Raw genomic sequence first — 22,793 nt, forward strand, 5'->3', positions numbered from 1 at the left:
GGACTTTCCCAGATTCGATCACTCTCGTCCCGGTGGCGGTGTCCGCCCGGGTTCGCCCGCCGGAGGCGTCATGCCCGCGGCGTGTTCGAGGCGAGGATGCCGATGTCCGATTCGGTGACGTCGACGGCCCCCGCCGACAGCAGGACGTCGATCGTCTCCGGGACGTCTTTTCTCGGCAGCACCCCCTGCAGGACGACCACGTCCTCGTCCGACAGGCCCGACCCGGCGCGCCACGACCGTCCGGGCATGGCGAGGGCCACCCCCGGCAGGTCCTCGGCGCGCGCGCGTACCGTCAGCAGGACGTGGGCGGGGCCGACCCAGGCGGCCCGCAGCAGCCGGGCGACGTTCCGGATCACGGCGCGCTTGTCCTTCTCCGCGTAGGCCGCCGGGTTGGCGATCAGCTGCGCGCCGCAGGTCCGGATGGTCTCGATGATCCGCAGGTCGTTCTGCCGGAGCGAACGGCCGGTCTCCACCACGTCCACCATCGCGTCGGCCAGTTCCGGGATCTTGGCCTCGGTCGCGCCGTAGGAGACGATCACCTCGGCCCCGACCCCGGCGTCCCGGAGGAAGCGGCGGCCGATGTTGGGGTACTCGGTGGCCACGCGGACGCCGTCGCCGAGGTCCGCCACCCCGGTGGCGGGGTGGCCGGACGGCACCGCGAGCACCAGCCGCCAGGGCCTCTCGGAGTGCCGGGAGTAGTCGAAGGACTCCACCACCTCGACCACGGCGCCGGTCTCCTCCACCCAGTCGGCCCCGGTCAGCCCCAGGTCGAACGACCCGCTCCCGACCACCGACGGGATCTCGCGCGGCTTGTAGAACGCCACCCGCGTCATCCCGGCGTAGTCGATCGTGCCGCGGTAGGAGCGCTCCGAGGAGCGCCGCACGTCGAGCCCGGCGGCCGCGAAGAGCTCCAGGGCCCGCCGCTCCAGCGACCCCTTCGGCAGTGCGAGGGAGATCATGACTGCTCCTTCACGGTTCCCCTGTGGCCGGTCACACGTGCAGCAACCGGTCGATCCCGATGACGGGCGGCTCGGGCAGGCCGGCGGGGCGTATCTCGATCTCCCCCACCACGAGGTCCTTGGGCCAGGAGTCGACGATGGCGCCCACGCAGCGGGCGACCGAGCGGGTGCTCATCTTGTGCGGCGACCCGTCGCCGTCCAGGTTGGCGATGGCGCCCGGGGACACCAGGCAGGCGCGGACCCCGTTGCGCCGCTCCTCCAGCAGGAGCGTCTCGACCAGCGCCTTCAGCCCGGCCTTGGTGGCGCTGTAGGCGGCGCCGCCTTCGAAGAAGCGGGTGGCGGCGTGGCTGCCCATCGCGACGAACAGGCCCCGGCTCGCCCGCAGCGCGGGCAGGACGGCCTTGAGCAGGTGGAAGCCCGCGCTGAGGTTGACCGCGACCAGCCGGTCCCAGTCGGCCTCGTCCAGGTCGGCTATGGGGTCGAGCACCCGGTCGACCGCGTTGGACACGCACACGTCGAGACGTCCCGCCTCCTGGAGCACCCGGCCGACCGCGCTCCTGATCTGCGCGGGGTCGGCCAGGTCGCACCGGTGCTCGCCGGACACGTCCCGTCCCGCCGGTGAGCGGTTCAGGGAGAAGACGCGGTAGCCGCGGTCGCGCAGGTCCTCGGCGATGGCCAGCCCGCTGCCGCGGTTGGTGCCGGTGACCAGGGCGACCCGGGCCTCAGGAGATGACATCGAGGATGCGACTCCACTGGTTCACGATCTCGTCCCCGCCGACGCCCTTGCGGAACAGGTCCTTGTCCAGGGGGGAGCCGTCCTCGTGCCGCAGCCGCATGCAGTCCTGGGAGATCTCGGAGATGACGGTCAGCTCGCCGTCCTCGGTCTGCCCGAATATCAGGCAGAAGTCCCACACCTCGACCGGGTGCAGCCAGGACCGCAGCACGTCGTTGACGGCGAGGGAGCGTTCGCGCATCTCCTCGACCGGCAGCCCCAGGGCCCTGAGGTAGTCCTCGCCGATCGGCTGGTCCTCGGGATCGACCCGGTAGTCGAACTTCACGACCGGCCGCGGCAGCGGGGCGCCGTCCTCGAACAGGCCCGGGTACTTGCGGGTGGTCGACCCGGTGGCCCTGTTCTTCACGATGACCTCGAAGGGCGGGGCCGGACAGTAGTCGGCGAGGTAGTGGTCGGCGGAGACCCGCTCCCTGAAGGCGCACGGCACGCCCGCGGCCACGAGACGGGCCGCGGCCTTCTCGTAGAAATCGAGGCGGAGCGGGCCGGTGCGCTCCACCATTTCGTCACGCTGGTACGTGAAACTACGCAGGCTGGGGATTATCTGCACGAGGCAGCGCCCACCGGGAAGAAGCCATAGGCGCTTGCTTCGCCCGACGATATCCGGCTCGGTCGTCCTGGCCACGTCGAGGACCGGAATTCCCTCTCTCGACCCGTAATCCACATCGCCTCCATATCGGCGTTCGCAGTTCGTGTCGGCCGGCCCGTCTTTAATGGCCTCACACACCTTGATATGCGTTGTGCGGGACTGTCAAGATGCCGAAAAGCCGAGAATTAAGGATGGTTGACGCCCTTACGACGTGACTGTACGGTCCTTGAGATTAAGTACGGGATCGGATAGCGCACCACCGGGAGGATCCTTGTCCCAAAACGAGCGGATAGCCCACTCGAAGATCACGCGTAAGTTCAAGTCCGAGGGGCGCCAGCTCTTGTTCTCCCAGGGTAGGGGGGGTGAGGTGCGGGACGCGAACGGCATGACGTACATCGACTTCGTCATGGGTTACGGACCAGTGATAATCGGCCACGCCGATGACCTTTTCAACGAGATCGTGCGCGGTCACCTGGACAACGGCGTCATGATGCCGGGATATACGACCTTCCACCAGGAGTATCTGGAACGGCTTCTCGGAAATCGGCCCGAAGATCGCGGAGCGTTCTTCAAGACCGCCTCCGAGGCCGTCACCGCGGCCTTCCGGCTGGCCGCGATGCAGACGGGCCGGCTCGGCATCGTGCGGAGCGGTTACGTCGGCTGGCACGACGCGCAGATCGCCAATTCCTTGAAATGGCACGAGCCCCTTCACTCGCCACTCAGGGAAAGGCTAAAGTACACCGACGCCATGCGGGGCATCGGCGACTCTGAACCCGCGGTGAACTGGGTCGACCTGCGCCTGGAAACGCTTTCCGAACTGCTGGAGCGGTACCGGGACCGTTTAGGGTGTTTCGTGTTCGACGCCTATCTCGCGTCGTTCACCACGCCCGAGGTGCTGCGGCGGGCCGTCGCGATGTGCCGCGAGGCCGGCATGCTCACGGTCTTCGACGAGACCAAGACCGGGGGACGGATCTCGCCGCTCGGCTACGACCACGACAACGCCATCGGCTCCGACCTGGTCGTGATCGGCAAGGCGCTGGCCAACGGGGCGCCGCTGAGCATCCTGGTCGGCAGTGCCGAGCTGCTCGCCCACGCCGAGCGGGCCCGGCTCAGCGGCACCTTCTCCAAGGAGATGATCGCCGTGTACGCCGCGCTGGCCACCCGCGACATCCTGGAGAAGCCCGTCGGGGAGTCCCCGGACGGCTGGGCCGAGGTCGGCAGGATCGGCACGCAGGTGGCGTCCGTCCTGTCCGCGGCCGCCACGGAGGCCGGGGTGGGCTCCCTGGTCGGTGCCCGCCCGGTGCTGGGCGGCGGGATGTTCGAACTGGTCTACCACGACGACGGGCTGCTCGGTGACAAGGACCGGCGCGAGGCGCTGCTCGGCGCCCTCACCGGCGCCGGCATCCTGCTGCTCGAGGGACACCCCTCCTTCGTGAGCCTCGCGCACCGCGACATCGACTGGAGCGACCTGCACGACCGGGCGCGCCAGGCCTTCGAGCAGTGGAGCACCTCCACCGGAGCCGGCCGTGGCTGAGCCGGTCGTACGCCTCGCCCTGATCGGCTGCGGCAGGCAGATGCAGCAGAACCTCTTCCCCTTCCTGCAGCGCATCCGCGGTCACCGCGTCGTCGCCTGCGTCGACCCCGACCTGTCCATGGCCGAGGAGATGCAGGCCCTGACCGGCGCGCCGGTCCTGGCCGACTCCGTCGACGGGCTCGACGCCGGGACCGTGGACGCGGCGCTGCTGGCCGTCCCGCCCGAGCCGTCCTACCGGCTCACCCGGCACCTGGTGGAGGCGGGAGTCGACTGCTTCGTGGAGAAGCCGGCCGGGCCGTCCACCCCCGCGCTCCAGGACCTGGACCAGGTGGTACGCCTCACCGGCCGCCACGTCCAGGTGGGCTTCAACTTCCGCTACACCGAGACCCTCCAGCGGCTGCACGAGCTGAGCGCGGGCGCCCGCAAGACCCCCTGTTCGGTGACCATCGACTTCTACAGCCGCCACCCGTCGGCGCCGCAGTGGGGGGTGGACACGACCCTGGAGGCGTGGATCCGCCACAACGGGGTGCACGCGCTGGACCTGGCCCGCTGGTTCACGCCCTCACCGGTCGTCCAGGTGATCGCGCACGCCATCCTCGACGGCACCGACCGCTTCCAGGTCAACCTCGTGCTGCGTCACCACGACGGCTCCCTGACGACGTTGCGGATGGGCAACCACGTCAAGCGCTTCATCGTGGGCGTCGCCGTGCAGGGCATGGACGGCAGCCGCTACAGCGCACCGTCCCTGGAGCGGGTGACCCTGGAGCTGTCCGACGGCGTGCCGTTCGGCCAGGAGTTGCACAGCATGCGCAACCTCGACCACGGCTGGGGGCGCAGCGGCTTCGGGCCCGAGCTGGAGGCCTTCGTCACCGCGTGCCGCGCCAGGGTGGCCGGGAGCCCCGCCGACGGCTCGGCCGCCGCGCAGGACGTGCCGTCGGTCGCCGACGCGCTCGCCGCGTCGGTGCTGTGCGACCGGACGATGGACGAGCTGTACGCCACCGGCGGGAACGGCGTCGGAGTCCTCGCGGACCCGCTCCGGGTCGGCTAGGTGACCACGACAACCACCGCGACCGGCGGGGGAACCGATGGCTGAGGGGACGCGACCGGAGGGAGAACCCGCCCTCGGCGGGCCGGCCGCGTCCTCGGGCGTGCGGGGGTGGATCTTCGGCCACCTGGGACGGCACCGGACGCTGCTGGCGGTGTTCGCCGTCACGGCGGTGGCGGCGAACCTCTGCTCCACCCTCGTCCCCGTCCAGATCGGCGCGGCGTTCGCCGCGGCCACCGGCCCCGATCCCGACCTCGGCGTGGTCGGGGCCGCGGCGGTCGCGATCGGCCTGCTCGCGGCCGGCCGGTTCGCCGCCGACCTGCTGTTCAACGGGTCGATGGAGATCATCGCCCAGCGGGTCAAGCGGGACGCGCGCGACGAGCTGTACCGCGGCCTGCTCGCCAAACGTCTGTCCTTCCACGACCAGCAGCGCATCGGCGACATCCTGGCCCGCGCCATCAACGACGCCAGGCTCGTCGACTACATGCTCAGCCCCGGCGTCTCCACCGCCTTCAACGGCCTGCTGGCCCTGCTGGTCCCGATCCTGTTCATCGCCTCGCTGCACCCCTGGCTGCTGCTGGCCCCCGGCGTGATGATCGTGGTGTTCGGGTACGCGCTGCACCGCCACGTACGGCGGCTGCACCCGCTGACCATGCGCGCCCGGGAGACCTTCGCCGACCTCAACGAACGTTTCTCCACCACCCTCGGCGGCATCGCCACGGTCAAGGCCTTCACCCAGGAGGACCACGAGCGGCGCGCGTTCACCCGGGCCGCCGCCGCCTACCGGGACGCCTTCGTCAGGCGGGGCAGGGCGCAGGCCGTCTACCTGCCCGCGCTCAGCTTCGCGCTCGCGATGGCGATCGGCGCCCTGCACTCCCTGCACCTGTACGCCCAGGGCGGGCTGACCCTCGCCCAGGTCGTGACCTATCTGGGCTGGCTGGTGCTGTTCGCCCAGCCGGTCACCATGTCCGAGCAGGCCGTGCCGATCATCCAGGAGGGCTTCGTCGCCGCGTCCCGGATGCGGCAGATCACCGAGGGCGACCCGGGCGAGCGGGAGGACACCGCGGGGACGACCGCGACGCTGCGGGGTGCCGTCACCTTCGAGGGCGTCCACCTGCGCCACGACGGGAGGGACATCCTGCGCGACGTCTCCTTCCACGTGCCCGCGGGCCGCACCCTGGCCGTCGTCGGGCCCACCGGCAGCGGCAAGAGCATGCTCGTCAAACTGGTCAACCGGATGTACGACGCCACCGAGGGCCGGGTGCTCATCGACGGCCGGGACGTGCGCGAGTGGGAACCGGGCGCGCTCCGCCGCCAGATCGGCCAGGTGGACCAGGAGACCTTCCTGTTCTCCAAGAGCGTGCTGGACAACATCGCGTTCGGCTCGCCGGACGGGGCCGACGACGAGGACGTCGTGCGCGCCGCCAAGCAGGCGTGCGCCGACGAGTTCGTCCGGGCGATGGAGCACGGCTACGACACGGTCCTCAACGAGGGGGGGACCACGCTGTCCGGCGGGCAACGGCAGCGGCTGGCCATCGCCAGGGCGCTGCTCACCGACCCCCGCATCCTCACCCTCGACGACGCGACCAGCGCGGTCGACGCGCGGACCGAGACGGCCATCACCGAGGCGATCGAACGCGCGGCCACCGGCCGTACCACGATCCTGGTCTCGCACCGCCCCGGCCAGATCCGGCGCGCCGACCTCATCCTGCTGCTGGACGCCGGGCGGGTCGTCGACCAGGGAACGCACGAAGAGCTGATCGCGCGCTGCGCGCTGTACCAGGAGATCTACAGTGAATGACGTCCGGGCCGCATCGGCCCCACCGGCGCCGGCGGATCGGTGGCCGCGGTGAGCGACCTGTTCGCGGGCCTGCACGCCGACGACTACGACCGCGTCTACGGCAACCGCCGCCTGCTCGGCCGCATCCTGCACTACCTGCGGGAACGGCGCGGCGCCATGCTCGGCTCCGCCGCCCTCGTGGTGGGGGCGGCCCTGCTGACCGCGGCCGTGCCGATCGTCATCTCCCAGGTGATCGACCAGGTCGCGGCCGGGGCCGGGCTGGGACTGCGGCTGAGCCTGTTCGTGGTCGCGGCCGCGGTGGTGGCCTGGGCGATGAACTGGGCGCGCCAGGCCATCACCGCCCGCCTGGTCGGCGACGTGGTGTACCGGCTGCAGTGCGACGCCGCCGACGCCGCGCTCGCCAAGGACATCGCGTTCCACGACCGGAACTCGGTCGGGAAGGTGCTCAGCCGGGTCACCGGCGACACCGAGGGCTTCAGCTCGGTCATGACCCTCACCCTGAACCTGCTCAGCCAGCTGTTCCTGGTACTGCTGCTCGGCGGCGTGGTGTTCTGGATCGACGTCGACCTCGGCCTGATCATCCTCGCGGCGCTGCCGCTGCTGCTCGGCACCGCGCTGGCCTTCCGCAGGATCGCCAGGACGGCCGCGGCCGCCACCCGGCGGGTGATGGCCAGGGTCAACGCCAACGTGCACGAGTCGATGCTGGGCATCTCGGTCGCCAAGGGCTTCGGCCGGGAGCGGACGGTGTACCGCGACTTCGACGAGGTCAACCGGCTGTCGTACGCGGTCTACGTCAGGCAGGGCCTCATCTACACGCTCATCCTGCCGGTCCTGACGCTGCTGGCCGGGCTGGCGACGGCCGTCGTGCTCTACCAGGGCGGGCGTTTCGCGGTGCTCGGCAGGCTCTCGCCGGGCGAGTGGTACTTCGCCCTGCAGGCGCTCGGCATGCTCTGGCAGCCGGTCACCCAGGCGGCGTCCTTCTGGAGCCTCTTCCAGCAGGGCCTCGCCGCGGCCGAACGGGTGTTCGCGCTGATCGACAGCGAGCACGCCGTCGTCCAGCACGGGAACGAGCCGGTGACCGAGCTGCGGGGCGACATCGAGGCGCGCGGCCTGACGTTCGCGTACGGGCCCGGATCGGTCGTGTTCCGCGGCCTGGACCTGCGGATCGCCGCGCGGCAGACCGTGGCCGTCGTCGGGCACACCGGCGGCGGCAAGTCCACCCTGGCCAAGGTGATCGCCCGCGCCTACGACTTCCAGGAGGGCGAACTGCTCGTCGACGGCCGCGACATCCGCTCGCTCGACCTGCGCTCCTACCGGCGGCGCGTCGGCGTCGTCCCGCAGCACCCGTTCATCTTCGCGGGGACGCTCGCCGAGAACATCGCCTACGGCAGGCCGGACGCCGACCACGCCGACGTCGAACGCGCCGTCGACAGGATCGGGCGCCGGGTGTGGTCGCGCAGCATGCCGATGTCCCTGCACGACCACCTGGCCGCGGGAGGCCAGGGCGTCTCGGTCGGGCAGCGGCAGCTCATCGCGCTGGCCCGGATGTTCCTGCGGGAGCCGGACATCGTCATCCTGGACGAGCCGACGGCCAGCGTCGACCCGCTGACCGAGAGGGGCATCCAGAACGCGCTGTCCCGGCTGTTCACCGACCGGACCGTGCTGGTGATCGCCCACCGGCTCGCCACGATCCGGCGGGCCGACCGCATCCTGGTCATGCGGGAGGGCACGATCGCCGAGGACGGCGGCTTCGACGATCTGCTGAACCGCGACGGCGCGTTCTCCGAGCTGTACGCGACCTACTACGCCCACCAGAGGCCGGCATGAGCGCGCGGAACGGCGGCTGTGCCCCGCACCCGCCGGAGTTCGAGCGGATCCACCGCGAGGCCGCCGGCGCGGGCGTGCGGTGCGTGGTGGGCGCGGTCCTGGTCAACCCGCGCGGCGAGGTGTTCCTGCAGCGCCGGGCCCCCCACGTACGGCTCTTCCCCGGCTGCTGGGACATCGTCGGGGGGCACGTCGAGGAGGGCGAGACGCTGTGCGCGGCACTGGCCAGGGAGATCGAGGAGGAGACGGGATGGCGTCTGGTCCGGGTGGACGGCATGGTGGACGTCTTCGACTGGAACGGCGGCGACGGCGAGCGCAGGCGTGAGATCGACGTGCTCGCCACCGTCGAGGGCGACCTGACCCGGCCCAGGATCGAGCGGGAGAAGTTCGTCGAGGCGCGCTGGCTGGACGAGGCCGCGCTGCGCGCCCTGGCGGCGTCCTCCACCGACTCCGGCATGATCGACCTCGCCCTGCGCGCCCTGGCCGGACGCCCCGGAGGCGCCCCGCCGGCACGACCTCCCGGGTGACCTCCGGCCCTACCCCTCCGGCCCTACCCCTGCGGGCCGGTGGCCGCCCGGGGCGAGGGTGTCCAGGACGTGCCGGTAGAACCGGCCGGCGTCGACCGTCACGGCGCACCTCACGGCGCGTCCCCTGGCGCGCCGCAGGACGCGTCCCTGGCTCACCCCCCGGGTGATCACGTCGCAGTGCACGGTCTCGAACGCGCAGATGCCGGGTTCGGCCAGGTAGGAGGTGGTCAGGCTGTCCCAGCAGCAGTAGGCCAGGCCCGTGGTCTCCAGGGTGCCGAACGTCAGCGCGAGCAGCGACCCGGCCAGGTCGCCGACGGGGTCGCCGTAGGCGCGCCCGAACGCGCGGGCGAGGTCCATGGTCACCGGCACGCGGTCGGTCACGTCCAGCGGGAACATCGTGATCGGCACGGCCGAGTCGAAGACGCGCCTGACGGCGTCGGGGTCCCAGAAGACGTTCCACTCCGCGCTGCCGTCGTGGTCCGGCCGCAGGACGTTGCCGGCGACGTCCAGGGCACCGCCCATGAACACCACCTCCTCGATACGGGACTCCAGCTCGGGGTGGTGCTCCAGGCACCAGGCGAGGTTGGTCAGCGGGCCGGTGGCGAGCACGGTGACCGGGGCCGGGGTCCGCGCCAGCCAGGCGGCGAGCCGTTCGTGCGCCGGGAGCGCGTCCGCGGGGCCGATGTCCGGGTCCTTCCGGTTCAGCACGGGCAGCGCGTCCGCCCGCAGGGCGTCGATGCGCCACTCCAGGGGGAAGGGGTTGCGTCCGGGCAGCGTGCCCACGGCCGTGGGCACGTCCCTGCCGGTCAGGTCGAGGATCTTGCGGGTGACCGACAGGGCGGGCTCGGGCAGGCAGTCGGCCGGGGTCACCGCGACCCCGCGCAGGTCGACGTGGCCGTACCGGGTCAGCAGGAGAAGGGAGAGCAGGTCGTCCGGCGCGCCGTCGTGGTCGAACAGGACCCGGCGGGAGCGCGGGGAGAGGTCGGTCATGGCACCTCGCGTCCGGGGCGCCGGCGCGTCGCCCCAAGGGGATCAGTCACGGCGCCTCACCAGGTGGAAGGAGAAGTCGGTCCCCCGGTGGTAGTCCTGCGAGTACAGCAGCGGCCGTCCCGCGCTGTCGTGGTGGGTCTGGGTCAGCAGCAGCCAGGCGCCACCGGCCTCGGCGCCGCCGATGCGCCCGGCCTGCGCCTCGCCGAGGGTGACCGCCCGGACCTGGGCGACCGCGTAGGCGATGTCGTGCCCGTACTCGGTGAGCAGGCCGAACAGCGACCCGGTCCAGTCCACCTCGTCCAGGGGACGGCCGACCAGGGAGCGGGGGAACAGGTCGATCGAGTACAGCAGCGCGTCGTCGCGGTGCCGGCGCAGGCGCTCCAGCCGCACGACGGTCTCGCCGGGCGGCAGCTGCAGCAGCTCGCGCTGGTGACGGCTCGGCTCGGCCGCGGCGACGTCCAGGACGGTGTTGTCGGCGGTGTGCCCCCGGCTGGCCAGCATCTCCGTCACGCCCTCCAGGCGGGTGAGCGGCCGGTCCAGGCTGGGCTGGGAGGTGAGGTAGCGGCCGTCGCCGTGGCGCGCCTGGATGAGGCCCTCCTGCTCCAGGAGCTTGAGCGCCTCCCTGATGCTGGTGCGGCCCACGTCGAACAGGGCGATGAGCTCGTTCTCCGAGGGCAGCCTGTCCCCGGCGCGCAACCCCTGCTCGACGATCAGGGCCCGGATCCGGTCGCGCACCTGCACCGCCAGGGTGGGCTGTCGTCGTGTCACGTGGGTCTCTCCTGCCCGTACGGGCCGTGGAACGGTGCGACGCCGAGCTCCGAGGCGGACGGGTAGCTGGGAGCGCAGAAGCGGCGGGTGACCGAGACCGCCGCCACCCGGCAGCCGAGCCGGACCCCCTGCGCCAGGCTCGCGCCGGCGCGCAGGGCGGCCGCCAGGGCACCGGTGAAGGCGTCACCCGCACCGGTCGTGTCCACGGCGTCCACGACGGGTGCGCCGATCAGCATAGTGCCGTGATCGTCGACCACCTCGGCGCCGTGCTCCCCCCGGGTGACGATCACGGTACGGCCCCTGGTCCGGGAGCGCAGGCCCTCCACCGGCCCGGCGCGAGCGCCCGGCGTCCCCCCGGCCAGGACGGACAGCTCGGACAGCTCGCCCTCGTTGAGCACCAGCACGTCGGCCCGGCCGAGCAGGTCCCGCCCGGTGCCGCCGAGGAACGCCGCAGCCGGGCTGGGGTTGAGCACCAGGCGCACCCCGGGCGGGGCCGCGGCCGCCGCCGCGGCCGACGTCTCCACCGGGATCTCGCCCTGCAGCACGAGCACCGAGCCGGGTGGCAGGCCCGCGGCCGTGGCGGCGGCCCGGGACGCCGGGAGCAGGTTCGCCGCCCCCGGCCATGTCATGACGATCTGCCGGCCGGCGCCGTCGACGTAGACGAAGCTGCGCCCGGTCGCGGTGCCGCCGGCCGTGGCGCAGTCGCCGACCTCGACGCCGTCGGCCCGCAGCGCGGCCAGCGCCGCCGGCCCGTCGGCGTCGTCCCCCAGGCAGCCGACGAAGCGGGTGGGGGCGCCCAGCCGGGCGGACGCGACCGCGACGTTCGCCGCCTTGCCGCCGTGCGCGGTGGCGTAGTCGAAGGCGTCGACGCTCTCCCCGGTCGCCGGCAGGCGGTCGCCGAACATGTACAGGTCCAGGGTGTACGCGCCGACGGCGAGCACGGTCATCCGTCGAGGCCCAGCGCGCAGGGCGCGATGCTGCCGGCGTCCACGGTGACGCGCACGTCGGGGTGGCGGTGGGCGAGGGTGACCGGGAGCATCACGTCGGGTTCGGTGGTCAGCAGCAGGACCCGCACGATGTAGCGCTTCCAGGCGCCCCCGTCGGTGATGAGGTGCAGCCTGCGGGCCGAGAGGATCTCCGCCATCCCCAGGGTGACGGCCATGCGCGGGATGGCCTGCGTGTAGCCGCCGGTCACCCGGTGGGAGTGGGCCACGATCGTGTCCTCCAGCAGCGGGACGATCCGCGTGGTGGAGGCGGCGAACTCCTCGACGCCGTAGTCGTGCCAGCGGGTCGCCGGCGGCTCGTTGAAGGCCAGGTGCCCCCGGTAGCCGAAGCCCGCGAAACAGGTGTCGGCCCCTCCCTCGCGCCGCAGGCGCTCGGCGTAGGCGTCGGGGTCGAACACGTCGGGGTAGACGACGTTCCCGGGGTGGGGCCGCAGTTCCGGGTCGAGCAGCCGGTAGAGGTTGCGGTCGCAGTAGCCGCGGAAGCTGAAGGGGTGGGACGGGTCCACGGGCCGGCCCTGCCAGTCGAGGAACTCGTCCATGTGGAAGGCGAACACGTCGCCCCAGCCGATGCGCTCCTCGTTGCAGATGCGCGCGAGGATCGGGTACTGCGCCTTGGGACCCACGGGCAGGATCCAGCGGGTGGGCTCCCCGCGCCGGTTGTTCTCCCGCAGCTCGTCGGCCATCTCCCGGGCCAGCCGGTGGTAGAGGACGGTGGTGTCCGGGTGCACGGTCAGGGGGTGGCGGGCGATCGCGACGAGGTCCTCCACGGGCATGGACAGGTGCTCGTCGGTGAGGTCGCCGCAGGTGCGGGGATAGGGGTAGGCGTCGCGCGGCGCGCCGGCGGTGGGCATGTCACTCCTTGTCGCGGGGACTCGTCGACCGTGTCGCGAGGGTCGTGGGGGTCGCCGAGGTCACCGAGGTCGCTGGGGTCGCGGGGGTCGCTGGGGGGCTCGTCACAGGGGGTCGGGCAGCAGGAACCGGGACAGGACGTTTCGGGTGATCCGCCTGATGTCGCCGTCGCGGCAGGCGAGGCTGGCGATCCAGTTGACGGATCCGACGGAGAACACCGCGCCGCCGCCGTCGAGCCGGCGCAGGGTCATGTCGGCGCGGACGGTCTCCTGGCCCGGCGAGGAGTCCTCCGACGCGGCCAGGTAGTGGTGGCTGTGCCCGCCCGCGGACGTCGCGAGCACCAGGGTGCCGGGCGGGGTGCCCAGCTCCGGCGCGGCGCGGTCGATCTCGTCCCCGGCGGCGCCGCCGAGCGCGAGCCCGTAGCGGCCCACGGTGTCGGTCTCGACACCGGCGAAGACCCAGGCCGCCTCGTCGAGGCGGCTGTCGGGCAGGCGCGTGTAGCCGGGGGCCGGGCCCCACCCCTGGGCTGCGAAGCCGACGCCGAGCAGTCCCTGTGGGGGCAGGCCCAGGTGGCGCCAGAGCCCGCCGGGCTGCCCGGTGGAGGTGAGGACGTCCTCGCCCGGCTCGTTGTCCCACCAGTCGCCCGAGCCCCGGCGGCGGACCTCGATGGCGTGCGGGTGGCGGGGATCGACGCCGGTCGCCCAGTAGAACCCGTTCCCGCCGAGGTACATCAGCCGCCCGCCGCCGGACACGTACGCGCTGACGGCGTCGCGCTCGGGCGCGCTGACGTACTCGGGGTGGCTGCCGGTCAGCACGACGCGGTAGCCCGCCAGCAGCGCGGCCCCGCCCGCGTGCACGTCCTCGTCGGCCAGCACGTCGAAGGCGAACCCCTCCGACCGCAGCCAGCGCAGGAGCAGGATGTCGGCGGAGAAGTGCCGGGGAGCCCCCGTCATCCACCAGCGGTAGTCGGCGGTGTGGTTCAGCACCGGGCGGAGCCGGGAGGAGTGGTGGACGGCACCGCCCTCCCGCCTGCTGTCGTACAGGGACAGTCCCAGCTCCCGGTGGGCGTTGAGGTAGACGTCCGTGGGGGAGAGCGTGATGGGCCGGGCGGTCACCCGCGAGTAGTCCCCGAAGTACTCGGCCTCGCTGGACTGGCGGTGGTTGGCGTAGGCCAAATAGGTGAACGTGGGCAGGACCACCGCGATCGGGCGGTCCGCCGTTTCCCGTGGCGTCTCCGCGGGGCGGACGATCAGCGGGACGACGAAGGACCGCCCCGGGCCGCGCAGCCGGATGCCGAGCACGGTGGAGGCCGTGTCGGCGGGGACGGTCACCGTGCACGTCTCCGGCCAGCCCGCGTCGTCCAGGTCCTCGGGGGAGAACTGGACGGCGGTACGGGCGGCCGTCTCCCCGGCGCCCGCCCCCGGGCCGACCAGCCCCATGAGCGGCCTGTTGACGGCGCGCGCGTGCCGGCCGTTCCCGCTGAGGTCGGGGACCAGGGGGGCGCCCGGATCGGCCGAGACGTCCCACAGGGCCACGAGGTCCGCCCCGGTGTGCTCGATCAGGCCGGACGCCGTGGTCAGGCCGAGCAGGGGTACGCAACCGGCCCCGGTGAGCGGACCGCGCGTCAGCAGCGGCAGGGCGACGCGCCCCAGATAGGGGTCGTCCCCGTCCTGGCCGGCCCCGATCCGGAGGACCCCGGCCGTGGCCGGCGAGGGCGGCGGGGGCGGGGCCGCCCCGCGCGCACCGACCCCGGTCACGCCGCCGTCCTCCACCGGCCCGTCCTTCACCGACCCGTCCCGCGTCGGTCCGTCGTGTGCCGATCCGTCCCGCGCGAGCCCGTCCCGTGTCGATCCGTCCCGGGCGGGGTCGTCGCCGACGGTCAGGTGGACGACGGTCCCGGACGGCGTCGTCTCCCAGGCCGCCACGAGCAGGGACCACGACCCCCGCCGGACGGGGCCGGGCAGGCGGGCCCGTACCCGGCCCGAGGGCGTGCCGGCGCTCACCTCGGGCCGGCCCTCCTCGTCCAGGACGAGGAGCAGCCGCCAGTCCCCGGCGCTCAGGTCCGCCATGACCTGGCGCGGGCCGAGACGGTGAGGACGGACCCACAGCGCGAGCCCTCCGTCGGCGGGCACCGGTACGGAGGTCGCCTCCAGGTGGGAACCGGTCCTGATCCGCCGCGGCTCGACGGCGACCCGCGTGGCCGGGGTGAGGACGGCCTCGTCCACGAGGTCCACGAGGTCCACGAGGTCGACGGCCACGGTCCCCGGCGCGCCGGAGGCGTACACGCTCACCTGCCGTCCGGGGGGGACCGACCAGCTGTCGGCGTACGCCATCAGGCGGGGTTCCTGCTCCGTTGCCATGCGCTCAGGTCTCTCCTCGCCGGTAGGGGAGGCCGGCGTAGGTCGGCATCCGCAGTCGTTGGGCGACCGTGACCAGCACCAGCAGGGTGACCAGGTACGGCGTGGCGTAGATGAGCTGGGTGGGGATCGCGTCGGTGGTCCGGAAGACCGCGAAGGCGGCCACCCCGGCCAGGGCCAGGGCCGCGGCCGTCCGCGGGCGCCGGCGCAGCACGACGAGGGCCGCCGTCCACGCCAGCACGGCGGCGAGCAGCAGCAGCACGTGCACGGCGGTCGCCTGGCGCAGCTGCAGGGCGTCGGCGTACCCGAACAGCAGGGCTCCGCCGGCCGTTCCGCCCGGCCGCCAGTTGCCGAAGATCATGGCCGCGAGCCCGATGAAGCCCCGGCCGCCGGTCTGGCCCTCCCGGTAGACGTTGGAGGAGACGGTGACCAGGTAGGACCCGGCGAGCCCGGCCAGCGCCCCGGACACCAGCACCCCGCAGTACCGCATCCGGTGGACCGGGACCCCGAGCGAGTCCGCCGCGGCGGGATGCTCGCCGGCCGAGCGCAGGCGCAGCCCGAAGGCGGTGTACCAGAGCACCACGACGCTGCCCAGCACCAGCGCGACGGCGAGCACGGTGAGCCAGGAGACCTCGTGCAGGAGCCCGCGCAGGATGCCCGCGGCGTCGGACACCAGGAACCACCGGGTCCGTTCCAGGTCGCCGAGCAGGTCCGGCGTGCCGGCGCCGCCCGCCAGGAACGGCACGCTGACGGTGTCGATCACCCCCCTGACCGGCGGCGACTGGGTGGCCCCTGCCCCGGGCAGGCCGCTGAAGGCGATGACCGACAGGAAGCGCGCGACCCCCAGCGCCAGGATGTTGATGGCGATGCCGCAGACCGCCTGGTCCACCCCGAACGTCACGGTGGCCACGGCGTGCAGCAGGCCCGCGGCGACGCCGCCCAGCGCACCGGCCAGCACCCCGGCCCAGACGCCGTGGGTGTACCCGGCCCAGGCCCCGCACACGGTCCCAATGATCATCATGCCCTCGATGCCGAGGTTGGCGACGCCCGCGCGCTCGCTCCACAGGCCGCTCAGGCCGGCGAGGCCGATGGGGACCGCCAGGCGGAGCGCGGCGTTCACGACGCCGGACCCGGTGAGGGCGTCGGTCCCGGTGAGGACCCGCACCGCCGACGCCGCGACCAGGACGGCGACCACGGCGAGCACCCACCCCCGGCGCCACCAGGGCCGCGGGGGCCGCGAGCCTCGCGGGCTCCGCGAGCTCCACCAGGCCCGCGAGCCCCACGAGCTCTGGGGGCTCCGCGCGGTCTGGGATGTCGTCGCGCTCACGAGGCCTGTCCCACCGGCTCGGAGGCGACGGTCCGGGCGGTCTCCTCACGTACCAGCCGGGCGGTGCGCCTGCGCTCCACGCGGCGCACCACCTCGTAGGCGACCACGACGCTGATCACGATGACGCCCTGCATGATCGTGACGATCTCCTTGGGGATGCCCTGGATGTCCAGGATCAGTGCGGATCGCTCCAGGAAGCCGAAGAGCAGGGCCGACAGCGCGATGCCGACGGGGGTGTTGCGGCCGAGCAGGGCAACGGCGATGCCGGTGTAGCCCGCGCCCGAGGGGAAGTCCAGGCCGTAGCGGTAGGTGTTGCCCAGCAGGTCCGGCAGCCCGGCCAGCCCGGCGAGTCCGCCGGAGACGAGCATCGTGACGATGATCATGCGGCGCGGGTCGATGCCGTGGGCGCGGGCCGCAGCCGGGTTCAGCCCGCTGATCCTCAGGTCGTGGCCGTACAGCGTGCGGGTGAGCGTCCAGTGCACCGCCGCCCCGAACACCACCGCGCCCAGCACGGCCCCGCCCAGGTGCGCGCCCGCCGGGAGCGACAGCCCGAACGAGGTCAGCAGCCCGTCGAGCACGGGCAGCCGCGCCGACGGGGGCAGCTCGCGGGTCGATCCGGTGACGCTGTCGGCCGCGAACACCTCGGCCAGCAGGTAGGCGATGACGGCGGTGGCGACGTAGTTCAGCAGGAGCGTGGACAGCACCTCCGAGACCCCGCGCCACACCTTCAGCAGGGCGGCGATGCCCGCCCACACCGCGCCGGTGAGCACGGCCACCAGGCAGATGACGGCCAGGTGCAGCGGCGCGGGCAGGTCGAGGCTCGCGCCGGCCGCCGCGGCGAGCAGCGCCGCGATCCGGCACTGGCCCTCCACCCCGATGTTGAAGAGGTTCATGCGGAAGGTGAGCGCCACGGCCAGACCGGCGAAGAAGTAGATGGTCGACCGGTTGACCGCGGAGACCAGCGAGTCCGGCCGGACCCCGAACTCCAGCATCGTCAGGTACGTCGCCCCCGGCGAGGCGCCCACCGTGAGCAGCAGCGCGGTGGAGACCGTGAGCGCGATCAGCAGGGCCAGCGCCGGCGCGGCGAGCGTGCTCAGCGCCCCCCGGCCCGTCGCCCAGGCCGGCCTCACCGGGCCCCCGCCACCGGACCGGCCGGCTCCGGCTCGGTCCCGGTCATCAGCCGGCCGAGCCGCTGCGGGGTCAGCTCGGCGGCGGGCACGGCGGCGCTCAGCCGTCCGCGCAGCATGACCTGTACGCGGTCGCACAGGCCGAGCACCTCGTCGAGGTCGGCGCTGACCAGCAGGATCGCCAGGCCGTCGTCCCTGGCGTCGCGCAGCAGCTCCCAGATGACGGCCTGGGCGCCGACGTCCACGCCGCGGGTGGGATGGGCGGCCAGCAGCACCGCGGGCCGGCCGCTGAGCTCCCTGCCGACGACCAGCTTCTGCTGGTTGCCCCCGGACAGCGCGGCGGCCGGCACGTCTACCGAGGGCGCCTTGATGTCGAGCCGGGCGATGAGCTCGCGGGTGAGGTCCCTGGCCGCCTTCCGGTCGACCCGCCACCGGCCGCGGCGGCGCAGGTCCTCGCTGCCGAGCATGACGTTCTCCCACAGCGTGGCGGGCAGCGCCAGCGCCTGGCGGTGGCGGTCCTCCGGGATGCAGGCCAGCCCCAGCCGCCGCCGCTGCCGCGTGTCCAGCCGGGTGACGTCCCGCTCCGCGAGGTGCAGCGAGCCCGCGGAGATCTCCCGTACCCCCGTGATCGCGTCGATGAGCTCGGACTGCCCGTTGCCCTGGACCCCGGCGACGCCCAGGATCTCCCCGCGGGCCACCTCCAGGTTCGCCTCGACGACGGGACCGGCCCGCAGGCCGCGCGAGCGCAGGGCCACCGGCCCGCCCCCGGTACGGTCGCGCGTCGCGGGCGCGGGCAGCTCGCCCCCGATGATGAGCCGGGACAGGCGGCGCGGGTCGGCCTCCGAGGTCGCGAAGTCCCCCACCGAGGTGCCGGCCCGGATGACCGTGACGTGGTCGGATACGGCGAGCACCTCGTCGAGCTTGTGGGAGATGAAGATGACGGCCAGTCCCCGCGCGCGCAGCCCGGCCAGGCTGTCGAACAGGGCCCGCACCTCGTCGGGCACGAGCACCGCGGTGGGCTCGTCGAGGATCAGGACGCGCGCGCCCCGGTAGAGGACCTTGAGGATCTCGACGCGCTGCCGCTGCCCCACCCCCAGGTGCTCGACGGTGACGTCGGGATCGACGTCGAGGCCGTAGCGCTCGCTCACCTCCTCCAGGGCCCGCCTGCCGGATCGCCGGTCCAGCAGGCCCCACCGCGAGGTCTCGGCCCCCAGGATCACGTTCTCCAGGACGGTGAGGTTCTCGGCGAGCATGAAGTGCTGGTGGACCATGCCGATGCCGGCCGCGATGGCGTCGGCGGGCGAGCGCAGCCGGACCGGCTCGCCGGAGAGGAGCAGCTCGCCTCCGTCGGGCTGCTCCTCTCCGTAGAGGATCCTCATCAGCGTGGACTTGCCGGCCCCGTTCTCGCCCACCACGGCGTGGACCTGACCGGGACGGACGACCAGGTTCATGTCGCGGTTGGCCACGACGCCCGGGTAGCGCTTGCTGATGTGGCGGAGTTCGACGAGCGGGGACCTTTCGGGTTCGGACGGCGGGCGAGGGGGCGGGGTGCGGGGGGACGGGGTGTGGGGGGACAACGCGCCTCCGGGGATCGCGCCGGTGACCGGGCCACCGGCGCGGGTGGATCGGTCAGAGGGTGGCGGGTACGTCGATCTCGCCCGCGACGATCTGCTCGCGCAGCTCCTCCAGGCGCGGCCGGACGTCGCTGAGGCCGCCGCCGCTGGTGGCGTAGGACACCCCCTTCTCCTTGAGCCCGAACTCGCGCACCCCGTAGACCGGCTTGCCCGCCGCGGCCTCCTGGATGGTGCGCAGCACCGCGACGTCGAGCTCCTTGGTGGCGCTGGTGAGGATCACGTCGGCCAGCGCGGGGTCCACGGTCGCGCGCTGGTCCACGTCGACCCCGATGGCCTGCTTGCCCGCCGCCTTGGCCGCCTGGAAGACGCCGAGCCCGGAGGCGCCCGCGGCGTGGTAGACGATGTCGGCGCCGCCGTCGTACATGCCGCGGGCCGCCTCCTGGGCCTTGTCCGGCGAGGAGAACCCGCTGAAGTCGGGCGGCTGGCTGATGAAGACGCTGGAGATGTCGATCTTGGGATTGATCTTCCTGGCACCGGCCGCGTACCCGGCGATGAAGCTCTCCTGGGGCGGGGTCTGCACGCCCCCGACGAAGCCGATCCGCCCGGTGGCCGACTTCAGGGCCGCGGCCGCTCCGACCAGGTAGCTCGCCTCCTCCTCCCGGAAGGCCACGTTGGTGACGTTGGGCAGCTTCACCGACGCGTCGTCGACGATGACGAACTGGGTGCGGGGGAAGGCCGGCGCGACCTTCGTCAGGGGCTGGGCGTAGAAGAAGCCGACGGCCAGGACGGGGTTGTGGCCCGTCTCGGCCAGCAGGCGCAGGACCTCCTCCAGGTCCGACCCGGCCGCGTTGGGGCTGAGTTCCTTGACCTTCACGCCGAGTTCGGCCTTGGCCCGGTCCAGCCCGGCGCCGACCGAGTCGTTGAAGGACTTGTCGCCACGGCCGCCCCGGCTGTAGGCGACCCCGACCGTGACGGCCGAGGTGGCGGCGCCGTCCCCGCCGGAGGGCGGGTTCGCGGCGCTGCCGTTCCCCGCGGTCGAGCAGGCCGCGAGTGAGCAGATCACCAGGCAGGTGACGAGGAGCCGGACGGCGAGTGGTCGGGGCATGGCGCACCTCTCGGATCGAGCGCCCGCGCCTGGCACGGCCCGGGGTCCACCTCCGTGAGCCGGGTGCGGCCGGTGGGGCCTCGGCTCCGGTGAACCCATGATGGACACCGGTCAGACAAGCGTCAATACTCATCAGACAAGTGCCGCCGGATGCCGGGGGCCGGCCCGTTCACCCGTGGCCCGGTCATCCGCGGCCGTTCGCCCGTGGCTCGATCATCCGTGGCCCGGTCATCCGCGGCCGGTCAGCCGCTCCAGCCACCTGGCGACCCCGTCCTCGTCGTTGGACGCCGTCACCTCGTCGGCCGAGGCGAGCACCGCCGGGTGGGCGTTCGCGACGGCCACCGCCGTTCCCGCCCAGGTCAGCATGGGAAGGTCGTTCGGCATGTCGCCGAACGCGATCACGTCGACGGTGCCGAACCCGAGCCGCCCGGCCATCGCCTCCAGGGCGGCCGCCTTGGTGACGCCGGCGCGCATCACCTCGCAGAACACGTCCGCCGAGATGGTGACCTCGCATCCGGTCAGCAGGTGGCGCACGCTGTCGTGGTAGTGGCGGGCGTTCCCCTCCAGCTGCACCATGAGCTTGCCGACGTTGTGCCGGTCGAGCCCGTCCTCCAGGCGGGGCACCCGCCGCGCGCTCCGCGACAGGGGTTCGGGCAGGCCGAAGGAGTCCTCCAGCACCAGCTCCAGCCGGCACTCCGCGCCCAGGCGGACCCCGGGGAACCGGTCGCGCAGGACCTTCAGCGCCTCGGCGACGTGCTCCTCGGCCAGCGGGTGGTAGTCGACCACCTCGTCCCGGACGAAGTCGAAGGTGATGGAGCCGTTCCCGCAGACCGCGACGGGCGTGCCGCCGAGCGCCACGGCCACGTGCCGGGTGTCGCGCACCGGCCGTGCCGTCGCGACGACGAACACGTGCCCGTCCCGCTGCACGCGGTGCACCGCCACGCGGGTGCGCTCCGACACCAGGCCGGCGGAGTCCAGCAGCGTCCCGTCGAGGTCGCACACGATCATCCGGCGTCTCACGGCGTGCCGTCTCCTTCGTGGCCGGCGCGACGCGCGCGACGGGGAGCGGCCGGCGGGGAGGCGACCCCCGGCCGCCCCGGGGCGTGGTGGTACGGGCGCGTCATGCGCGTCTCCGTTCGTCTGGTCGTGACCGGACGGGGGCGTGACGCGGGTCGCCCCGGCCCCCGTGCCGTCATGTGATCACACGAGGGTCCCCGGGGCCGGGTGATCCGCCCCGCGGGTCGTCCCGCCCGGACGTCGCCACCCTGCCGACCCGCGACTCCACGACGTCGAGGGCCCCGGCCGCCAGGACCGCGTCGACGGTCTCGGCCAGGTGCCGCCGGGGCACCAGTGCCTGGACGACGACCAGGTCCCCCTCGCCCTCCCGGCCCCCCGCGCCGGCGTCGTCACCGGTCAGGCCGGTGCCGGCCCGCCAGGAGGGGCCCGGCATCGCCGACGCCACGCGCGGCAGGTCGCGCGCCGGGACGCGCGCCGTCAGCAGCACGCGTGCCGCCCCCGCGTGGACGGAGTCCAGCAGCCGCGCGACCTTCTGGATCGTGACGCGCTTGTCCGTGTCGCGCCAGGCGTTCGGGCCCGCGACGAGATGCGGCGCGCACGTCCTGAGGGTGTCGATGATCCTCAGGTCGTTGTGCCGGAGCGCGGAGTCGCCCCCGGTGACGTCGATGACGGCGTCGGCGAGTTCGGGGATCTTGGCCTCGGTGGCGCCGTAGGAGTGGACGATCTCGGCGGGCAGTCCCAGGCTCCGGAAGAACCGGCGGCCGATGTTCGGGTACTCGGTGGCGACGCGCACCCCGGGCGGCAGCTCGCGGGCGTTCCCGGCCGGATGGCCGGTCGGGACGGCGAGCACCACCCGCCAGGGCCGGTCCGTCCCCGTGCAGGAGGTGAACGCCCTCACGGGCTCGACCTTGGCGCCGGTCTCCTCGATCCACTCGGTGCCGGTCAGGCCGAAGTCGAAGGCCCCGCTCTCGACGACCAGCGGTATCTCGCGCGGCCGGTAGAAGGCGACCTGGATCCGGCCGTCGTAGTCGATGCCCGCCCGGTAGCTGCGGTCGGAGGCTCTGCGCACGTCGAGGCCGGCCGCCGCGAAGAGGTCCAGGGTCCGCCGCTCCAGCGGGGATCCCTTGGGCAGCGCGAGCGAAACCATGCAGTCCTCCCAGGCGTGCGGCGACGGTCGTACCGGTGACGGGGGTTCGGGGAGGCCGCCCGGGTCCCGGCCGTGAGGGTTCCGAAGCCCCGTGGCGACCCCGTGGCGGCCCCGCGGCACCCCGTGGTGCCGCACGCCGGGCCGCCCTCGTCGTACCGGGTCCCGGCGAGGTCGTCCGTGACCGCGGACCGCCCGTCACCGTGATCCGGTCTGCGCCCCGGTAAGCGTCCCCGCGGCGCGAGGGCGGCGGCAAGTGAACCATGGAGGTGGCCGATGGTTCACGTCACGACCCGCGACGGCACCCGGCCGCGGCACCGGAAACGATCGTCCGCCGAGCTCGCCGATATGCCCGCGCCGGAAAAGCGGGCCGCGGCCATAGGGGGCCGTCATCCGGCCGGTTGACGGACCCCAGGCCGTTGGATAACGTGCTTGAACGGTAAAGAAATATATATCCATGCT

General features: G+C 73.2%; 19 protein-coding genes. 5 read left to right on the forward strand and 14 right to left on the reverse strand.

Going from position 1 to position 22,793, the window contains the following annotated elements; translation table 11 throughout:
* Nucleotides 1-68 precede the first annotated feature (68 nt).
* From hisG (ACZ6RT_RS09450) to ACZ6RT_RS09460, 3 genes are read right to left on the reverse strand one after another with little or no spacing between them, the layout of a single operon-like run.
* Nucleotides 69-959: an ATP phosphoribosyltransferase gene (gene hisG, locus ACZ6RT_RS09450; protein WP_399186359.1), complete on the reverse strand. Its 891-nt coding sequence runs from the start codon at nucleotides 957-959 to the stop codon at nucleotides 69-71.
* 31 nt (nucleotides 960-990) lie between these two features.
* Nucleotides 991-1,695, reverse strand: coding sequence for an SDR family oxidoreductase (locus ACZ6RT_RS09455; RefSeq protein WP_470152773.1), 705 nt, complete (start codon nucleotides 1,693-1,695; stop codon nucleotides 991-993).
* Nucleotides 1,682-2,476 carry a phosphoribosylaminoimidazolesuccinocarboxamide synthase gene (locus ACZ6RT_RS09460; protein ID WP_470152775.1) on the reverse strand — a complete coding sequence of 265 codons (795 nt, stop codon included), beginning with the start codon at nucleotides 2,474-2,476 and terminating at the stop codon, nucleotides 1,682-1,684. The genes ACZ6RT_RS09455 and ACZ6RT_RS09460 overlap by 14 nt, the downstream gene beginning before the upstream one ends.
* Nucleotides 2,477-2,549: 73 nt before the next feature.
* Here ACZ6RT_RS09460 and ACZ6RT_RS09465 point away from each other — a divergent pair, with 73 nt between their 5' ends.
* From ACZ6RT_RS09465 to ACZ6RT_RS09485, 5 genes are read left to right on the forward strand one after another with little or no spacing between them, the layout of a single operon-like run.
* Nucleotides 2,550-3,872, forward strand: coding sequence for an aminotransferase class III-fold pyridoxal phosphate-dependent enzyme (locus tag ACZ6RT_RS09465; protein WP_399186356.1), 1,323 nt, complete (start codon nucleotides 2,550-2,552; stop codon nucleotides 3,870-3,872).
* Nucleotides 3,865-4,920, forward strand: a complete 1,056-nt coding sequence (locus ACZ6RT_RS09470) for a Gfo/Idh/MocA family protein (RefSeq protein WP_399186355.1) — start codon at nucleotides 3,865-3,867, stop codon at nucleotides 4,918-4,920. Before ACZ6RT_RS09465 ends, ACZ6RT_RS09470 begins: the two co-directional genes overlap by 8 nt.
* A gap of 37 nt (nucleotides 4,921-4,957) precedes the next feature.
* A complete protein-coding gene (locus ACZ6RT_RS09475) occupies nucleotides 4,958-6,718 on the forward strand; it encodes an ABC transporter ATP-binding protein (RefSeq protein WP_470152777.1) in 1,761 nt (586 codons plus the stop codon).
* 48 nt (nucleotides 6,719-6,766) lie between these two features.
* A complete protein-coding gene (locus ACZ6RT_RS09480; protein WP_470152779.1) occupies nucleotides 6,767-8,545 on the forward strand; it encodes an ABC transporter ATP-binding protein in 1,779 nt (592 codons plus the stop codon).
* The gene (locus tag ACZ6RT_RS09485) at nucleotides 8,542-9,069 is read left to right on the forward strand and encodes an NUDIX hydrolase (RefSeq protein WP_470152780.1); all 528 of its coding nucleotides are present in this window, start codon (nucleotides 8,542-8,544) and stop codon (nucleotides 9,067-9,069) included. The genes ACZ6RT_RS09480 and ACZ6RT_RS09485 overlap by 4 nt, the downstream gene beginning before the upstream one ends.
* A 9-nt stretch (nucleotides 9,070-9,078) precedes the next feature.
* Here the strand turns inward: ACZ6RT_RS09485 and ACZ6RT_RS09490 are convergent, their stop codons facing one another.
* From ACZ6RT_RS09490 to hisG (ACZ6RT_RS09540), 11 genes are all read right to left on the reverse strand, one after another.
* Entirely contained in the window at nucleotides 9,079-10,059 is a 981-nt protein-coding gene (locus ACZ6RT_RS09490; RefSeq protein WP_470152782.1) for a nucleoside hydrolase, read from the reverse strand.
* A 42-nt stretch (nucleotides 10,060-10,101) separates the two neighbouring features.
* Nucleotides 10,102-10,827, reverse strand: coding sequence for a GntR family transcriptional regulator (locus ACZ6RT_RS09495; RefSeq protein WP_399186347.1), 726 nt, complete (start codon nucleotides 10,825-10,827; stop codon nucleotides 10,102-10,104).
* Nucleotides 10,824-11,774 (reverse strand): PfkB family carbohydrate kinase, encoded by a 951-nt coding sequence (locus ACZ6RT_RS09500; protein ID WP_470152784.1) that lies wholly within the window; start codon nucleotides 11,772-11,774, stop codon nucleotides 10,824-10,826. Before ACZ6RT_RS09500 ends, ACZ6RT_RS09495 begins: the two co-directional genes overlap by 4 nt.
* The gene (locus ACZ6RT_RS09505) at nucleotides 11,771-12,682 is read right to left on the reverse strand and encodes a 6-phosphogluconolactonase (RefSeq protein WP_399186345.1); all 912 of its coding nucleotides are present in this window, start codon (nucleotides 12,680-12,682) and stop codon (nucleotides 11,771-11,773) included. The genes ACZ6RT_RS09500 and ACZ6RT_RS09505 overlap by 4 nt, the downstream gene beginning before the upstream one ends.
* Before the next feature lie 102 nt (nucleotides 12,683-12,784).
* Entirely contained in the window at nucleotides 12,785-15,040 is a 2,256-nt protein-coding gene (locus tag ACZ6RT_RS09510) for a N,N-dimethylformamidase beta subunit family domain-containing protein (RefSeq protein WP_470152785.1), read from the reverse strand.
* Nucleotides 15,041-15,044: 4 nt separating this feature from the next.
* The gene (locus tag ACZ6RT_RS09515) at nucleotides 15,045-16,364 is read right to left on the reverse strand and encodes an ABC transporter permease (RefSeq protein WP_470152787.1); all 1,320 of its coding nucleotides are present in this window, start codon (nucleotides 16,362-16,364) and stop codon (nucleotides 15,045-15,047) included.
* Entirely contained in the window at nucleotides 16,361-17,494 is a 1,134-nt protein-coding gene (locus ACZ6RT_RS09520; protein WP_470152789.1) for an ABC transporter permease, read from the reverse strand. The genes ACZ6RT_RS09515 and ACZ6RT_RS09520 overlap by 4 nt, the downstream gene beginning before the upstream one ends.
* The gene (locus tag ACZ6RT_RS09525) at nucleotides 17,491-19,068 is read right to left on the reverse strand and encodes an ABC transporter ATP-binding protein (protein WP_470152790.1); all 1,578 of its coding nucleotides are present in this window, start codon (nucleotides 19,066-19,068) and stop codon (nucleotides 17,491-17,493) included. The genes ACZ6RT_RS09520 and ACZ6RT_RS09525 overlap by 4 nt, the downstream gene beginning before the upstream one ends.
* A gap of 52 nt (nucleotides 19,069-19,120) precedes the next feature.
* Nucleotides 19,121-20,170 (reverse strand): BMP family lipoprotein, encoded by a 1,050-nt coding sequence (locus tag ACZ6RT_RS09530; protein ID WP_470152791.1) that lies wholly within the window; start codon nucleotides 20,168-20,170, stop codon nucleotides 19,121-19,123.
* A 228-nt stretch (nucleotides 20,171-20,398) separates the two neighbouring features.
* Nucleotides 20,399-21,190, reverse strand: coding sequence for an HAD family hydrolase (locus ACZ6RT_RS09535; RefSeq protein WP_399186340.1), 792 nt, complete (start codon nucleotides 21,188-21,190; stop codon nucleotides 20,399-20,401).
* A 172-nt stretch (nucleotides 21,191-21,362) separates the two neighbouring features.
* Entirely contained in the window at nucleotides 21,363-22,334 is a 972-nt protein-coding gene (gene hisG, locus ACZ6RT_RS09540; RefSeq protein ID WP_470152792.1) for an ATP phosphoribosyltransferase, read from the reverse strand.
* Nucleotides 22,335-22,793 lie beyond the last annotated feature (459 nt).

The sequence above is a fragment of the Streptosporangium sp. NPDC050148 genome (assembly GCF_055586505.1).